Source organism: Pseudomonas sp. HMSC057H01 (assembly GCF_001836405.1).
In the GTDB taxonomy this organism is placed as follows: Bacteria; Pseudomonadota; Gammaproteobacteria; order Pseudomonadales; family Pseudomonadaceae; genus Pseudomonas; species Pseudomonas aeruginosa.
The window spans coordinates 92,234-106,469 of record NZ_KV828475.1; the positions used below are offsets into that span (position 1 = coordinate 92,234).

Here is a 14,236-nt window from a genome sequence, read left to right on the forward strand (position 1 = left end):
GACCGGCGGCATCACCCAGGCGCCGGCCGGCTACCGGCCCGGCATGCATCACCTCGACCCGTTCGCCGCCGATCGTCCGCGCCTGGTCGTCGACAGCCGCAACATGGCCGCCTACCAGGCGCTGCTGACGCCGGGCACCCAGGCCTTGCTGCAGGCCAACCCGGACTACCACCTGCGGGTCTTCCCCTCCCGCCGCAGCGCATCCCTGCCGCAGCGCCTGTACGACGCTACCCGCGCCAACGCCAGCCGCGCCGAGCTGATCGCCGACGGCAACGGCGTGCAAGGCGCTGCCGCCGGTGTGCCCTTCCCCCTGCCGCAGAGCGGCCAGGAAGCGATCTGGAACCACATCATGCGCTACCGCGGCGAGCAACTGCACCTGCAGACCAACCAGGCGGCGGTGCTGGCCAACGGCAGCTACAACCTGCTCAAGCTCGACCGCTACCTGTACTTCGTCTATGGCCGCGAGGGGATGATCCCGGAGAACCTCGACAACACGTTGTTCTACTACAAGTACAAGGTGGTCGCGCCGGCGCGCCTGGCCGGTTCGGCGCTGGTGGTGCAGGAAACCCTCGACCAGGTGCTGTCGATCCGCAAGGCCTGGCGCTTCAACCGTGGCGAGCGGCGCGTGCGGCGCTTGCCGACCCTGGCCTACGACAGCCTGCAGCCGGATACCAACGGCATGGCCACGGCGGACACCGTGGATGTCTACAACGGCGCACCGGACCACTACGAGTGGGCGTTGCTCGGCAAGCGCGAGATGCTGGTGCCTTACAACAGCTACGCGGTGCACCAGAAGGGCCTCGCCTATGGCGACATCCTCAAGAGCCGCTTCATCAATCCCGACCTGCTGCGCTACGAGCTGCATCGCGTCTGGGTGGTCGAGGCGACCCTGCGCAAGGGCTTCAGCCATCCCTACGCCAAGCGCCGCTTCTACCTCGACGAAGACAGCTGGCAGATCCTCGCCGCCGACATCTACGACAAGGATGGCGTGCTGACCCGGGCCCAGGAGGTCCATCCGATCAACTACTACGATGTGCCGCTGGTCTCCAGCACCCTGGAAGCGATCTACGACTTCAAGGGCGGCCGCTACTTCGTCGATGGGCTGGACAACAACGAGCCGATGTACGACTTCGGCGTACAGGTCGGGCCGCGCGACTTCACCCCGCAGGCGCTGCGCCGGGAGGGTAACTGAGGCGGACGGCCCTCAGACGATCAGCTCGGCGCCGCGCAGCGTGCCGTCGTCGTCCAGGCGCGCCGGCGCCGGGCTGATCTGCAGGTACTTGATGCTGTCCCGCGGGATCAGCAGCAGGTCGCCGTCGACCTCGACGCTGAGATAGGGCGTGTCCAGCTGCTGGCGGATACTGCGGGCGACCTCGGCCGGGTCGTCCTGCTGGCGCGGGAAGCGCAGCGACAGGCGCTGGCCGTCGGTGAAATGCAGATAGAGGTGCTTGATCGGTTTCATGCGGGCTCCCGGAGGCCATGACGCTCTTGGGGACGGCGCTGGCCGCCGGGAGACCGGGGGCTCAGCTGCGATCGGCGATCATGCCGATCACGAAGAACACTAGCAGGAGCACGGGCGCCAGGGTGTAGTTGTTGAAGTAGCCGAGGCCCTTGGCCAGCCAGGGGGTGACGAAGACCATCGCCAGGCCGTAGCCGACCGCGCAGATCAACACGAACAGCAGGGTGCGGAAGACGAAGTTGAGGCTGCCGATGCGCTGCTGTACCCAGGCGTTGATCGCCGGGCCGAACAGCACCAGCAGGGTGGCCATGATGGCCAGGGAAATGTCCGACAGGTGGCTGCGGCTCCAGCGCGACAGGGTGGCGATCAGGTCCAGCGCGTAATCCATCGAGGGTTCCTTGTAACGAATCGGCGTGTCGGTCGGCGGAGTTTACCTGCCTGCCGGCACGGATGGGCGTGCATCCGTCGTCACGGCAGGAAATGTTGCAGCAGGTCGTTGAGGAACAGCTGGCCGCGTTCGCTGGGACGCAGGCGCTGCGGGTCGTCGGCGAGCAGCCCGGCGTCGCGCGCGGCGGCGCAGGCATCGGCGATCGCCGCCAGCGGTTGGCCGGTGCGCTGCGGGTAGAGCGCGGCGGGGACGCCGTCGACCAGTCGCAGCACGTTCATCATGAATTCGAATGGCAGGTCGGCCGCTTCCAGCGGGCGCTCGCCGGCCTGGAAGGCCTTTTGCGGGTTGAGGTAGTCCTTCGGCAGGCGGGTCTTCCAGGTCCGCACGATGCGTCCGTCCGGCGCGCTCAGCTTGGCGTGGGCGCCGGCGCCGATGCCGAGGAAGTCGCCGAAGCTCCAGTAGTTCAGGTTGTGCCGGGCGCGCAGGTCGTCGCGGGCGTAGGCGGAGGTCTCGTACTGGCGGTAGCCGTGCGCGTCGAGCAGGGCCTGGCCGGCTTCCTGGATGTCCCAGAGGATGTCGTCCTCGGGCAGCTCCGGCGGCTGGCTCCAGAACACCGTGTTCGGCTCCATGGTCAGTTGGTACCAGGAGAGGTGCGTGGGGGCCAGGGCGAGGGCCTGGCGCAGGTCGGCCAGGGCGTCGTCGAGGCTCTGCCCGGGCAGGCCGTGCATCAGGTCGAGGTTGAAGTTGTCGAAGCCGGCCTGGCGCGCCATGTCGGCGGCGCGCACTGCCTCGGCGCCGTCGTGGATGCGCCCCAGAGCCTGCAGCTTGTCGGCCTGGAAGCTCTGCACGCCGATGGACAGGCGATTGATGCCGAGGCGCCGGTAGTCGGCGAACTTGACCTGTTCGAAGGTGCCGGGATTGGCTTCCAGGGTGATCTCGATGCCGTCGGCGAAGCCGACCCTGCGCTCGACGCCTTCCAGTAGCCGGCCCAGGGCCTTGGCCGAGAACAGGCTGGGCGTGCCGCCGCCGAAGAAGATCGAACCCAGGCGCCGGCCGTGGACATGGCGCAGGTCTTGCTCCAGGTCGGCGAGCAGGGCGTCGACATAGGCCTCTTCGGGCAGCTCCGTGCCAGCGGCGTGGGAGTTGAAGTCGCAATACGGGCACTTGCGCACGCACCACGGGATGTGCACGTACAGGGCCAGGGGCGGGAGCTGGAACGGGGTGGCTTGGGTCACGGCGGGGCGGGGTGGGGGCGGTTTCGGGGCGCTATCGTGGCATGAGTTCGGCCAACCTCCAAGGCGGCCGGACGAAACGCCGTGCCGACGCCGCCCGGGGGCGGCGCCGGCGGCTGCGGCTCAGAGGCCCAGGCGCTGCTTGAGCAGGGCCATGGCGCGGGCCCGGTGGCTGAGGCGGTTCTTCTCCTCGGGCGCCAGCTCGGCGCTGGAGCAGTCGCGTTCCGGCACCCAGAACAGCGGGTCGTAGCCGAAGCCGTGGGCGCCGCGGGCTTCGCGAAGGATGCGGCCTTCCCAGATGCCCTCGCAGAGGATCGGCAGCGGGTCGTCGGCGTGGCGCACCAGCGCCAGCACGCTGACGAACTGTGCGCCGCGCTCGGCGTCCGGGACATCCTTCATGGCCTCCAGCAGCTTGGCGTTGTTCGCCGCGTCGCCCCGGCCGTCGGCATAGCGCGCCGAGTAGATGCCCGGCGCGCCGCCGAGGAAGTCCACCGCCAGCCCGGAGTCGTCGGCCAGCGCCGGCAGGCCGGAGAGGCGTGCGGCGTTGCGTGCCTTGAGGATGGCGTTCTCGACGAAGGAAAGACCGGTTTCCTCCGGTTCCACCTGGCTGAACTCGCCGATCGAGCGCACCTTCACGCTGGCGCCGAGCATGGCCTGGAGTTCCTTGAGTTTGCCGGCATTGTGGCTGGCCAGCACCAGCTGTTCGAGCTTGATCATTCGTCCGGGAAGATTTCCTTGTTGAAACTGAAGGTTTGCGCAGGTTCGCCCTTGGCCTCGACCTTGATGGTGAAGACCAGGGTCTCGCGCTGGCTGATCGGGAATTGCGCCAGGTTGTAGATGGCGCCTTCCTCGCTGACCCGGCGGAACTCCAGGGGAATGACCTTGCCGGTCAGGTCCTTGGCGGAGCCGGTCACGCTGGCTTCCACCGGCTTGCCTTTCTCCATCGGCACCACGTTGATCACGCCCTGCGCCTTGCTGCGTACCAGGCCGACCGCGCTGGCCACGTTGGGTTGGAGGAAGCTGGAGTTGAACACGTTGTAGTGGACGTCCAGGTCGCCGAAGCGCTGCACCTGCTCGGCGAGGACCGGCAGGCTCAGGCAGAGGCCGAGGACGAAAGCGGTGAAGCGGCGCATGGTGGTTTCTCCTGAAAGGTGGCATGGACGTTGTCCATGGTCTGCTGCCGGCGGCCTTGGCCGGCTTCGGCAGCGCTCTCCCGAGGACGAGCGGAGGGGCGCCCGGCCCTGGCCCGCAGCCTGGCGCGTTTCTAGACGGCGAGGTTGCGGGTCTGCACTCCGGGTCCGGTGACCCGGTAGATTCCAATCTCACCCAATAGATTAGGCCACAGCCGGCTGGCCCAGCCATGCCGGTGGTCACGGTCTACGGCCAGGCGGTCGAGCACGCGCATGCGCAACTGGCGGCACAGGCGCTCGAAGTCCTGGAAGGTGCAGAAATGGATGTTCGGCGTGTTGTACCAGGTATACGGCAGGAACTCGGAGACCGGCATCCGGCCGTTGCGCGCCAGGTACCAGCGGCAGCGCCAGTGGCCGAAGTTGGGGAAGGTGATGATGCAGGTCTTGCCGACCCGCAGCATCTCTTCGAGGATCTTGTCCGGATAGTGCACGGCCTGTAGCGCCTGGGTCATCACCACCACGTCGAAGCTGTCGCTGGCGAAGTTGCCCAGGCCCTTGTCGAGGTCCTGCTCGATCACGTTCACCCCGTTTTCGATGCAACGGGCGATGTTGTCGGGGTCGATCTCCAGGCCGTAGCCGCTGACCTGCTTGTGGTCGCGCAGCCAGGCCAGGAGTTCGCCGTCGCCGCAGCCGAGGTCGAGGACGCGGCTGCCGGCGGGAATCCATTCCTGGATGATTTCAAGATCGGCGCGCATCGGGTCCTCACACGCTGATGCGGTTCATGTAACCGCTGAAGGCTTGCAGGTACCGGGGGATCGGCATGAGGAAGGCGTCGTGGCCTTGCGGGGCGTCGATCTCCAGGTAGCTGACGTTCTTTTTCGCCGCGATCAGGGCGTCGACGATTTCCCGCGAGCGGGCCGGCGAGAAACGCCAGTCGGTGGTGAAGGACATCAGGCAGAAGTCCGCCTCGACGCCCTCCAGGGTGCGCACCAGGTCGTCGCCGTGGGCGGCGGCGGGGTCGAAGTAGTCCAGCGCCTTGGTCATCAGCAGGTAGGTATTGGCGTCGAAGCGGGTGGAGAACTCCTCGCCCTGGTAGCGCAGGTAGCTCTCGACCTGGAACTCGACGCTGTGCAGGTCGTAGTTGAGCTTCTCGGTCTTCAGTACGCGGCCGAACTTGGCGCCCATGGCGTCGTCGGACAGGTAGGTGATATGGCCGACCATCCGCGCCAGCTTGAGACCGCGCTTGGGAATCACGCCCTGTTCCTGGAAGTAGCCGCCGAGGAACTCAGGGTCGGAAAGAATCGCCTGCCGGGCGACTTCGTTGAAGGCGATGTTCTGCGCCGACAGCTTCGGCGCGCTGGCGATGCACAGGCAGTGACGGACGCGCTCGGGATAGCTGATGGTCCATTGCAGCGCCTGCATGCCGCCGAGGCTGCCGCCGACCACCGCGGCCCACTGGCGGATGCCGAGGCGGTCTGCCAGGCGCGCCTGGCTATGCACCCAGTCTTCCACCGTAACCATCGGGAAGTCCGCGCCGTAGACCTTGCCGGTCGCCGGATTGATGCTGGCGGGGCCGCTGGATCCGTTGCAACCGCCGAGGTTGTTGAGGGCGACGACGAAGAACTTGCGGGTGTCGATCGGCTTGCCCGGACCGATGCAGCTGTCCCACCAGCCCGGCTTGCGCTCGTCGACGCTGTGGTAGCCGGCGGCGTGGTGGTGGCCGGAGAGGGCGTGGCAGATCAGCACCGCGTTGCTCTGCGTGGCATTCAGCTCGCCGTAGGTTTCGATCACCAGGTCGTACTCGGCCAGGGACTTGCCGCTGGTCAGCTCGAGCGGTTCGTTGAAGTGCAGCGTCTGGGGGGAGACCAGACCGACGGAGTCGTCGGGGAAGACTGTGGGCATCGACCCTGCTCTCGAACAAAGGAGGGCGCCAGTCTAAAGAGCGTCGCCCCCAGCGGCAAGCGCGCTGGCGCGCGCCGTGGGAGCGGGGTCAGGCGCGCTGCGAGCCGGGCAGGTTGACCACCTTGGCCTGGCGCTGCAGGGGCGAGGGGCGGCGCAACTGGCGGAGGATGTCGCCGGCTTCGCGCAACTGTTCCTGCAATTCCTCGGCGAACCCGGCGAAGGCCTGGCTGCGCTGGCGTACCTGCTGGGTCTCCTGGGCCAGGCCCTTGAGGCGGAGCATGTGGCTTTCGAGCAACTGTTTGTTTTCCAGGGTGTGCTGCATCAGCGGCATCAGCGCGTCGTTGGCCCAGCGCTCGGTTTCCTCGCGCAAGCGCTGGTGCAGGCCGACCACCTCCTGCACCAGGGTGGCGAAGAAGCGCCGGGTCAGCAGGCGTTGCTCGGTAAGCACGGTCTTCAGCTGCAGGCGGAACTGGTCGCCCTTCTTCTTCAGTTGCAACAGTTCGCGCTGGTAGCGCTGGACCCGCAGCTGCGGCGCGTCGAGGGCGTAGAGCGGGTTCTCCTCGTTGTGCCGGCGGTAGATGGCGGCGACCATGCGGTTGGCCATGCCGGCCTCGTGCTCGAGGTTGTCGAGGTCGTGCTCCACCGCGCGGAAGAACGCCAGGATCGCCTGGTTGATGCCGACCGTGGTCAGGCTGCCGTTGAGGTTGCGCCGCACCTTCTGCAGGTGCTGTTCCATGCGTTCGCTGCGGATCGTCTCGCGCAGCGTCGCGCCCTGGTGCTGCAGCAGGCGCTGGTTGGTCTTCAGGTTGAGCAGGCGGCGGTGGTGGCGGCCGTGGTCGTCCTTGGTCTTCGCGGTCAGTTCGAACAGCAGTTGGCCGCTGTCGCGCTGCTTGTCGTCGAGCAGCGCGCGCTGTTCCTCGACCTTCTCCAGGCGCAGGCGCAGCAGATGCTGGCTGTTGTGCAGCAGGCCGAGGACCTGGCCGAGCACGGCGTTCTCCAGCAGCGCTTCCTTCTGCGCGACGATGCGCTCGCAGAGCAGTGCTTCCAGCCGATCCAGGCGACTGCGTTCGAGCAGCGCCGGTTCGCCGCGGACCTTGGCCAGCAGCGCCTGCTTCGCCGACAGCGGCAGCACGTCGCCGCGCTGCAGGCCGAGCTGGCGGGCCGTGCCGTCCTGGATCAGGCGGATGGCGTTCTGTACGAAGCGCTCGCCGGAGAGGTCGTCCCAGAGCACGTCGATCTTGTTCAGCACGGCGAACAGGCTGCTGTGGCCGTCCTCGCGCAGTGGCTGGATGTACTTCTGCCAGATTTCCATGTCCGAGGCGGTGACACCGGCGTCGGCGGACAGCAGGAACAGGATCGCCTGGGCGTTGGGCAGCATCGACAGGGTCAGCTCCGGCTCGCTGCCGAGGGCGTTCAGGCCGGGCGTGTCGAGGATCCGCAGGCCCTGGCGCAGCAGCGGGTGGTCGAAGTTGACCAGGGCGTGGCGCCAGGCCGGGACGCGCACTTGGTCGGGTTCGTCGGCGGCTTCCAGGGCATCCGGATGGAAGCCGAGCTGGATCGCCTGTTCCACCGGCAGCGCCTTGGTCTTGGCGACCTGGGCGAAGGCCTGGGCCATGCCCTCCGGGTCGCCGGTGTCCAGCGGAATGTTCACCCAGTGGCGCGGCACGCGCTTGAACTGGGCGACGCTGGCGTCGGCCAGGCGCGTCTCGATCGGCAGCAGGCGGATGTAGCTGCGCTCGGCGCGCGGATCGTGGAACAGCTCGGTGGGGCACATGGTGGTGCGCCCGGCGTGGGACGGCAGCATGCGCTGGCCGTAGCCGGCGAAGAACAGGCTGTTGATCAGCTCGGTCTTGCCACGCGAGAACTCGCCGACGAAGGCCAGGGTGATGTGGTCCGCGCGCAGTTGGCGCAGGGCGCGTTCGAGCTTGGCCTCGACCGCCGGGCTGTTCAGCCGGCTGCGCTCCAGCCAGCCGCGATAGCGGGTGATTTCCCGCATCAGCTCGCGCTTCCAGGCGACGTAGGCGTCGATTTGATGGCTGAGTCTTTCCATGCTCATCCAGGGGCTCCAGGGCGCGGGACCGGCGGGGGAAGGATGGCGTGGATTATGCGGGGGAGCGGAGGAGCGTCAATTGGCCTGCTTCACATTCCTGCACGTAAGGTCGGTCAAGCGGGTCGAGCGGTGATCCCCAGTTCCTCCGGCAATCGGGTCGGACGGCGGATGCGCACCCGTTTCTGCCGGTTCAGCTCGCCGCTTTCGAGACTCACCAGGCTCTTGGCCACGCCGAAGGCCTTGCCGAGGAAGGCCAGCAGATGGGCGTTGGCCTTGCCCTCCACCGGCGGTGCGGTGAGGCGGATCTTCAGGCGTTCGCCGTGCAGCCCGGCGAACTCGTCGCGGCTCGCCTTGGGCTGCAGGTGGCAATCGAGGAGCAGATCCTCGCCGTCCCAGCGGTAGAAGCTCAGAGGAAGATGCTCAACTGCTGGGGCATGCCGGTCATGGCCGCCAGGTTGTTGATCACCAGCATGTCGATCAGCTTCAGCGCGAGGAACGCGAAGATCGGCGAGAGATCCAGTCCGCCGAGGTTCGGCAGGAGCTTGCGGAACGGCATCAGCAGCGGTTCGCAGATCTGGTTCACCAGTTGCGCGCCGGGGTTGTAGCTGCCCGGGGCGACCCAGGAAAGGATCACGCTGATGATCAGGGCGAAGAAGAACACCTTCAGGAACAGCGAGGTGACGGCGATGATCGACCAGATCAGCAGTTGCATGATGAAGCCGCCGACGCCGTAGCCCATCAGCATCAGGATCAGGATCATCAGCACCAGTTGGATCAGGATCGCCAGCACCAGCGAGGCCAGGTCGATCCCGCCGAAGCCGGGGATGATCCGCCGCAGCGGGTTCAGCAGCGGCTTGGTGGCGCGCACGATGAACTGGCTGAGGGGGTTGTAGAAGTCCGCGCGGACCAGTTGCAGGATGAAGCGCAGCAGCACGATCAGCAGGTAGAGGCTGCCGAGGGTCTGGAGGATATAGATAGCAGCGGTGTTGAGGCCGATCATCGACTACTCCTTATTGGCCAAGCTGTTCGGCCAGCTCGGCGGAGCGCTGGCTGGCGGCGTTCAGGGCCTGCTCCACTAGTGCTTCGAAGCCGTTGGCCTGGAAGGATTTGATCGCCGCCTCGGTGGTGCCGTTGGGCGAAGTCACCCGGCGCCGCAGTTCGGCCGGCTCGACCTCGCTGGACAGCGCCATCTGCGCCGCGCCGAGGGCGGTCTGCAGGGTCAGGCGCGAGGCTGTCTCGCGGGACAGGCCGAGCTTCTCGCCGGCGTCGGTCATGGCCTGCATCAGCAGGAAGAAATACGCCGGGCCGCTGCCCGACACCGCGGTCACCGCGTCGATCTGCGCTTCGTCGTCCAGCCACAGGGCGATGCCTACCGCAGACAGCAGCTGCCCGGCCTGCTCGCGTTGCGCGGCGCTGACCTGCGCGTTGGCGTACAGCCCGCTGGCGCCCTGGCGCAGCAGCGCCGGGGTGTTGGGCATGCAGCGGACCACCGGGCGCGGCTGGCCGAGCCAGGCTTCGAGGCTGGCGCAGGGGATGCCGGCGGCGATGGAGACGATCAGTTGCTCCGGCTTCAGCGCCGGCGCCAAGGCCTGGCACACGGCTTTCATGGCCTGCGGCTTGACCGACAGGACCACGACGTCGGCGTCGGCCACGGCCTCGGCGTTGGACTCGACCACGTCGATGGCGAACTCGCCGGCGATCTTCGCGCGTTGCTCGGCGCCCGGGTCGCTGGCGCGGATCTGCGCCGCCGGCACGCCTTGGGCGCGCAGGCCGCCGATCAGGCTGGCGGCCATGTTGCCGGCGCCGATGAACGCTATGCGGGGTGTGCTCATAGGGGATTCCTTCAAGAAGCCGGCGCGCCGTAGTCGCGGGCGCCGAACAGGGCGGTACCGATGCGGACCCAGGTCGCACCTTCGCCGATGGCTGCCTCGAGGTCGTCGCTCATGCCCATGGACAGGGTGTCCAGGCCAAGGTTCAGGTCCAGCAGCAGTTCGCGCAGGCGGGCGAACGCGGCGTGTTGCGCGGCGCGTTCGGCGGTGGGTTCGGGGATGGCCATCAGGCCACGCAATCGGAGGTTGGGCAGTTGCTTCACGGCCTCGGCCAGGGCCGGCAGGTCCTCGGGGGCGCAGCCGGACTTGCTGGCTTCGCCGCTGACGTTGACCTGCAGGCAGACATTCAGGAGCGGCAGCCCGGCCGGGCGTTGCTCCGACAGGCGCTGCGCGATCTTCAACCGGTCCACCGAGTGCACCCACTGGAAATGCTCGGCGATGGGCCGCGTCTTGTTCGACTGGATGGGGCCGATGAAGTGCCAGTTCAAGGGTAGGTCGGCCAGTTCGGCCTGCTTGCCGAGGGCCTCCTGCAGGTAGTTTTCGCCGAAGTCGCGAAGGCCGGCGGCGTGCGCCTCGCGCACCGCGGCGGCGGGCTTGGTCTTGCTCACGGCGAGCAGGCCGACCGTGGCCGGATCGCGCCCCGCAGCTTGCGCTGCCTCACGGATGCGTGCGGCAACCTTTGCAATATTCTCTGCTATCGTGGACATTACCTGCGCCCTATGGAAGTGCGGTCGGCGTCGGCTAGACGCCCTCGAAACCGCCGGCCTCGATGGCCATCTTCCTGTTCCAGTGTCGAGGTTCCGCGTCTGGCGCAGGACACCACGCGTGTCCTGGAAGCACCCTGGTTCATCCGGTGTTTTCCTTGTCCGAGACGGCGGCTTTGGCGGCATTCTACCTGCTTGCTTGTAATTGGGGAGTCCCATGGATATTACCGAGCTGCTCGCCTTCAGTGCCAAACAGGGCGCTTCGGACCTGCACCTCTCCGCCGGCCTGCCGCCCATGATCCGGGTGGATGGCGATGTACGCCGGATCAACCTGCCACCGCTGGAACACAAGCAGGTGCATGCGCTGATCTACGACATCATGAACGACAAGCAGCGCAAGGACTTCGAGGAATTCCTCGAGACCGACTTCTCCTTCGAGGTGCCGGGCGTCGCGCGTTTCCGGGTCAACGCCTTCAACCAGAACCGTGGCGCCGGCGCGGTATTCCGGACCATTCCCTCCAAGGTACTGACCATGGAGGAGCTTGGCATGGGAGAAGTGTTCAAACGTGTTTCAGACGTCCCGCGCGGGCTGGTACTGGTCACCGGGCCGACCGGTTCGGGCAAGTCCACCACCCTGGCGGCGATGCTCGACTACCTGAACAACACCAAGTACCACCACATCCTCACCATCGAGGACCCGATCGAATTCGTCCACGAATCGAAGAAGTGCCTGGTCAACCAGCGCGAGGTGCATCGCGACACCCTCGGCTTCAGCGAAGCGCTGCGCTCGGCGCTGCGGGAGGACCCGGACATCATCCTGGTCGGCGAGATGCGCGACCTGGAAACCATCCGCCTGGCCCTGACCGCGGCGGAGACCGGCCACCTGGTATTCGGCACCCTGCACACCACCTCGGCGGCGAAGACCATCGACCGGGTGGTCGACGTGTTCCCGGCCGAGGAAAAGGCCATGGTTCGCTCGATGCTCTCCGAGTCGCTGCAATCGGTGATCTCGCAGACCCTGATCAAGAAGATCGGCGGCGGCCGGGTGGCGGCCCACGAGATCATGATCGGCACCCCGGCGATCCGCAACCTGATCCGCGAGGACAAGGTCGCGCAGATGTATTCGGCGATCCAGACCGGCGGCTCGCTGGGCATGCAGACCCTCGACATGTGCCTCAAGGGCCTGGTCGCCAAGGGCCTGATCAGCCGCGAGAATGCCCGCGAGAAGGCGAAGATCCCGGAAAACTTCTGATCCTGGCGCCGATCCGCCGCGCTTCGCCCGAATCCCGGAACTGCGTCTAGGATTCAAGAGCGGGAGAGCGGTACCGTAGGCGCATTCCTACCTATCCTTGCCGGCGAGCGCGTCCAGCGCCCGCTCGCCCGCATCCGGCTCGCCGTCGCGGCGCGCCCCTGAGTGAGCGAGAACATCATGGAATTCGAAAAGCTGCTGCGCCTGATGGTGGAAAAGGGCGGCTCCGACCTGTTCATCACCGCCGGCGTACCGCCGTCGATGAAGGTCAACGGCCGGGTGATGCCGGTGACCAAGACGCCGCTGTCGCCGGAGCAGACCCGCGAGACCGTGCTAGGCGTGATGAACGAGCAGCAGCGCCGCGATTTCGCCGAGAACCATGAGTGCAACTTCGCCATCAGCGCCCGCGGCATCGGCCGCTTCCGGGTCAGTGCCTTCTACCAGCGCAACCTGGTGGGCATGGTATTGCGCCGGATCGAGACCAACATCCCGACCCTGGAAGAGCTGAAGCTCCCGGAAATCCTCAAGAAGCTGGCGCTGACCAAGCGCGGCCTGGTGATCTTCGTCGGCGCCACCGGCACCGGCAAGTCCACCTCGCTGGCGGCGATGATCGGCTACCGCAACAAGAACTCCACCGGGCACATCATCTCCATCGAGGACCCGATCGAGTATATCCACCAGCACCAGGGCTGCATCGTCACCCAGCGCGAGGTGGGGCTGGACACCGACTCCTTCGAGGTGGCGCTGAAGAACACCCTGCGCCAGGCGCCGGACGTGATCATGATCGGCGAGGTGCGCTCGCGGGAGACCATGGACCATGCCGTGGCCTTCGCCGAGACCGGCCACCTGTGCCTGGCGACCCTGCACGCGAACAACGCCAACCAGGCGCTGGAGCGGATCATCCACTTCTTCCCGGCCGACCGTCATGGCCAGGTGTGGATGGACCTGTCGCTGAACCTCAAGGCCATCGTCGCCCAGCAACTGGTGCCGACCCCCGACGGCAAGGGGCGGCGGGCGGTGATCGAGGTGCTGCTGAACACCCCGCTGGCCGCCGACCTGATCCGCAAGGGCGAGGTGCACGAGCTGAAGCCGCTGATGAAGCGCTCCACCGAGCAGGGCATGCAGACCTTCGACCAGGCGCTGTACCAGCTCTACACCCAGGGCGAGATCACCTACGAGGACGCCCTGGCCCACGCCGACTCGGCCAACGACCTGCGCCTGATGATCAAGCTCGGTTCGGAAAGCGACGCCGACCACCTGTCGAACCTGACCCAGGGCCTGAGCCTGGAAATCACCGACGACGACCCTGCCGGCCGGCGCTTCCGCTGAACCGTCTTCAGTAGGCCAGCGGCTCCTCGGCCTGGGCGCAGGCCGAGGTTTCCAGTTGCAGGGTGCTGTGTTCGATCTCGTAGCGGTCGTGCAGCAGCGCCTTCACCGTTCCCAGCAGCGCCTCGGCGTCGACCAGGGCCGGGTCGTAGACCAGATGGCTGGTCAGGCTGATCTTGCCGCTGGTGATCGACCACACATGCAGGTCGTGCAGCCCGGTCACGCCGGGAATCCCCAGCAGCGCTTCGCGCAGCTCGGCCAACTGGATTTCCTTCGGCACCCCTTCGAGCAACACATGCAGGCTCTCGCGCAGCAGGATCCAGGTGCGCGGCAGGACCCAGAAACCGATCAGCACCGCCACCAGCGAGTCGACCCAGGCCCAGCCGGTGAAACGGATCACGATAGCGGCGACGATCACCCCCAGCGAGCCGAGCATGTCGCTCCAGACCTCCAGGTAGGCGCCCTTGACGTTCAGGCTGTTGCCCTGGGCCGGCGCCAGCAGGCGCATGCTGGCCAGGTTCACCAGCAGACCGAGCACGGCGATCACCAGCATGCCCACGGACTGGATCTCCGCCGGCTGGTTGAGCCGCTCGTAGGTCGCGTAGAGGATATAGAAGGCCACGCCGAACAGCAGGAACGCGTTGAACGCCGCGGCGAGGATCTCGAAGCGGTGGTAGCCGTAGGTCAGGCGATCGTTGGTCGGGCGCCTGGCGATGTTGATCGCGGCCAGGGCGATGGCCAGGGCCACGGCGTCGGTGAGCATGTGCGCGGCATCGGAGATCAGTGCCAGGCTGCCGGTGAGGATGCCGCCGACGACCTCGGCGACGAGGAAGCTTCCGGTCAGCAGCAACGCCCATTTCAGGCGGGTCGAGTTGGTCTGGGCGAAGCTGTGCTCGTGTCCGGCGCTCATGGCGGCTCCTGTGGGGCGGTGGCGGCAGCACCAGCCTACAGGATAGGCAATTGCAAA

Annotated in this window: 16 protein-coding genes; 3 read left to right on the forward strand and 13 right to left on the reverse strand. The window is 66.9% G+C overall.

Annotation, left to right across the window (positions count from 1 at the left end; translation table 11 throughout):
- On the forward strand, positions 1-1,192 hold a 1,192-nt coding region (locus HMPREF2581_RS15890; RefSeq protein ID WP_070867351.1), incomplete at its 5' end, for a DUF1329 domain-containing protein.
- A gap of 12 nt (positions 1,193-1,204) precedes the next feature.
- Here the strand turns inward: HMPREF2581_RS15890 and HMPREF2581_RS15895 are convergent.
- The 12 genes from HMPREF2581_RS15895 to HMPREF2581_RS15950 form a co-directional block, all read right to left on the reverse strand.
- Entirely contained in the window at positions 1,205-1,462 is a 258-nt protein-coding gene (locus HMPREF2581_RS15895) for a hypothetical protein (RefSeq protein ID WP_003084524.1), read from the reverse strand.
- A 61-nt stretch (positions 1,463-1,523) separates the two neighbouring features.
- Positions 1,524-1,847, reverse strand: a complete 324-nt coding sequence (locus HMPREF2581_RS15900) for a DUF3392 domain-containing protein (RefSeq protein ID WP_003084525.1) — start codon at positions 1,845-1,847, stop codon at positions 1,524-1,526.
- A gap of 80 nt (positions 1,848-1,927) precedes the next feature.
- Complete coding sequence (gene hemW / locus HMPREF2581_RS15905) at positions 1,928-3,082, reverse strand: radical SAM family heme chaperone HemW (RefSeq protein WP_004365036.1); 1,155 nt, start codon at positions 3,080-3,082, stop codon at positions 1,928-1,930.
- Positions 3,083-3,202: 120 nt separating this feature from the next.
- A complete protein-coding gene (rdgB, locus tag HMPREF2581_RS15910; protein ID WP_003084527.1) occupies positions 3,203-3,796 on the reverse strand; it encodes an RdgB/HAM1 family non-canonical purine NTP pyrophosphatase in 594 nt (197 codons plus the stop codon).
- Positions 3,793-4,212, reverse strand: coding sequence for a DUF4426 domain-containing protein (locus HMPREF2581_RS15915; RefSeq protein WP_003084528.1), 420 nt, complete (start codon positions 4,210-4,212; stop codon positions 3,793-3,795). Before HMPREF2581_RS15915 ends, rdgB begins: the two co-directional genes overlap by 4 nt.
- Positions 4,213-4,343: 131 nt before the next feature.
- On the reverse strand, positions 4,344-4,964 hold the full coding sequence (gene metW / locus HMPREF2581_RS15920; protein WP_003084530.1) for a methionine biosynthesis protein MetW: 621 nt from the start codon (positions 4,962-4,964) through the stop codon (positions 4,344-4,346).
- 7 nt (positions 4,965-4,971) lie between these two features.
- Complete coding sequence (locus tag HMPREF2581_RS15925) at positions 4,972-6,111, reverse strand: homoserine O-succinyltransferase MetX (RefSeq protein WP_003084535.1); 1,140 nt, start codon at positions 6,109-6,111, stop codon at positions 4,972-4,974.
- Positions 6,112-6,199: 88 nt separating this feature from the next.
- A complete protein-coding gene (locus HMPREF2581_RS15930) occupies positions 6,200-8,167 on the reverse strand; it encodes a dynamin-like GTPase family protein (RefSeq protein ID WP_003084539.1) in 1,968 nt (655 codons plus the stop codon).
- 107 nt (positions 8,168-8,274) lie between these two features.
- On the reverse strand, positions 8,275-8,571 hold the full coding sequence (locus HMPREF2581_RS15935; protein ID WP_031632852.1) for a DUF167 domain-containing protein: 297 nt from the start codon (positions 8,569-8,571) through the stop codon (positions 8,275-8,277).
- Positions 8,568-9,161 carry a YggT family protein gene (locus HMPREF2581_RS15940; protein ID WP_003084544.1) on the reverse strand — a complete coding sequence of 198 codons (594 nt, stop codon included), beginning with the start codon at positions 9,159-9,161 and terminating at the stop codon, positions 8,568-8,570. The genes HMPREF2581_RS15935 and HMPREF2581_RS15940 overlap by 4 nt, the downstream gene beginning before the upstream one ends.
- A gap of 10 nt (positions 9,162-9,171) precedes the next feature.
- Positions 9,172-9,993, reverse strand: coding sequence for a pyrroline-5-carboxylate reductase (proC, locus tag HMPREF2581_RS15945; RefSeq protein ID WP_003084546.1), 822 nt, complete (start codon positions 9,991-9,993; stop codon positions 9,172-9,174).
- 11 nt (positions 9,994-10,004) lie between these two features.
- Positions 10,005-10,697, reverse strand: coding sequence for a YggS family pyridoxal phosphate-dependent enzyme (locus tag HMPREF2581_RS15950; protein ID WP_004365038.1), 693 nt, complete (start codon positions 10,695-10,697; stop codon positions 10,005-10,007).
- 214 nt (positions 10,698-10,911) lie between these two features.
- On the opposite strand from HMPREF2581_RS15950, the gene pilT reads away from it, so the two are divergent.
- Together pilT and pilU are read left to right on the forward strand one after the other, a co-directional pair.
- Positions 10,912-11,946 carry a type IV pilus twitching motility protein PilT gene (gene pilT / locus HMPREF2581_RS15955; protein WP_003084552.1) on the forward strand — a complete coding sequence of 345 codons (1,035 nt, stop codon included), beginning with the start codon at positions 10,912-10,914 and terminating at the stop codon, positions 11,944-11,946.
- Between the two features lie 177 nt (positions 11,947-12,123).
- A complete protein-coding gene (gene pilU, locus HMPREF2581_RS15960) occupies positions 12,124-13,272 on the forward strand; it encodes a type IV pilus ATPase PilU (protein WP_003110016.1) in 1,149 nt (382 codons plus the stop codon).
- 7 nt (positions 13,273-13,279) lie between these two features.
- Here the strand turns inward: pilU and czcD are convergent, their stop codons facing one another.
- Positions 13,280-14,179 carry a CDF family zinc transporter CzcD gene (gene czcD / locus HMPREF2581_RS15965; RefSeq protein ID WP_004365039.1) on the reverse strand — a complete coding sequence of 300 codons (900 nt, stop codon included), beginning with the start codon at positions 14,177-14,179 and terminating at the stop codon, positions 13,280-13,282.
- Positions 14,180-14,236 lie beyond the last annotated feature (57 nt).

Bases quoted from the DNA above. Each gene is read 5' to 3' on its own strand.
- HMPREF2581_RS15895 (WP_003084524.1), bottom strand. From the start codon at position 1,462: ATGAAACCGATCAAGCACCTCTATCTGCATTTCACCGACGGCCAGCGC.
- HMPREF2581_RS15900 (WP_003084525.1), bottom strand. From the start codon at position 1,847: ATGGATTACGCGCTGGACCTGATCGCCACCCTGTCGCGCTGGAGCCGC.
- rdgB (WP_003084527.1), bottom strand. From the start codon at position 3,796: ATGATCAAGCTCGAACAGCTGGTGCTGGCCAGCCACAATGCCGGCAAA.
- HMPREF2581_RS15915 (WP_003084528.1), bottom strand. From the start codon at position 4,212: ATGCGCCGCTTCACCGCTTTCGTCCTCGGCCTCTGCCTGAGCCTGCCG.
- metW (WP_003084530.1), bottom strand. From the start codon at position 4,964: ATGCGCGCCGATCTTGAAATCATCCAGGAATGGATTCCCGCCGGCAGC.
- HMPREF2581_RS15925 (WP_003084535.1), bottom strand. From the start codon at position 6,111: ATGCCCACAGTCTTCCCCGACGACTCCGTCGGTCTGGTCTCCCCCCAG.
- HMPREF2581_RS15930 (WP_003084539.1), bottom strand. From the start codon at position 8,167: ATGAGCATGGAAAGACTCAGCCATCAAATCGACGCCTACGTCGCCTGG.
- HMPREF2581_RS15940 (WP_003084544.1), bottom strand. From the start codon at position 9,161: ATGATCGGCCTCAACACCGCTGCTATCTATATCCTCCAGACCCTCGGC.
- proC (WP_003084546.1), bottom strand. From the start codon at position 9,993: ATGAGCACACCCCGCATAGCGTTCATCGGCGCCGGCAACATGGCCGCC.
- HMPREF2581_RS15950 (WP_004365038.1), bottom strand. From the start codon at position 10,697: ATGTCCACGATAGCAGAGAATATTGCAAAGGTTGCCGCACGCATCCGT.
- pilT (WP_003084552.1), top strand. From the start codon at position 10,912: ATGGATATTACCGAGCTGCTCGCCTTCAGTGCCAAACAGGGCGCTTCG.
- pilU (WP_003110016.1), top strand. From the start codon at position 12,124: ATGGAATTCGAAAAGCTGCTGCGCCTGATGGTGGAAAAGGGCGGCTCC.
- czcD (WP_004365039.1), bottom strand. From the start codon at position 14,179: ATGAGCGCCGGACACGAGCACAGCTTCGCCCAGACCAACTCGACCCGC.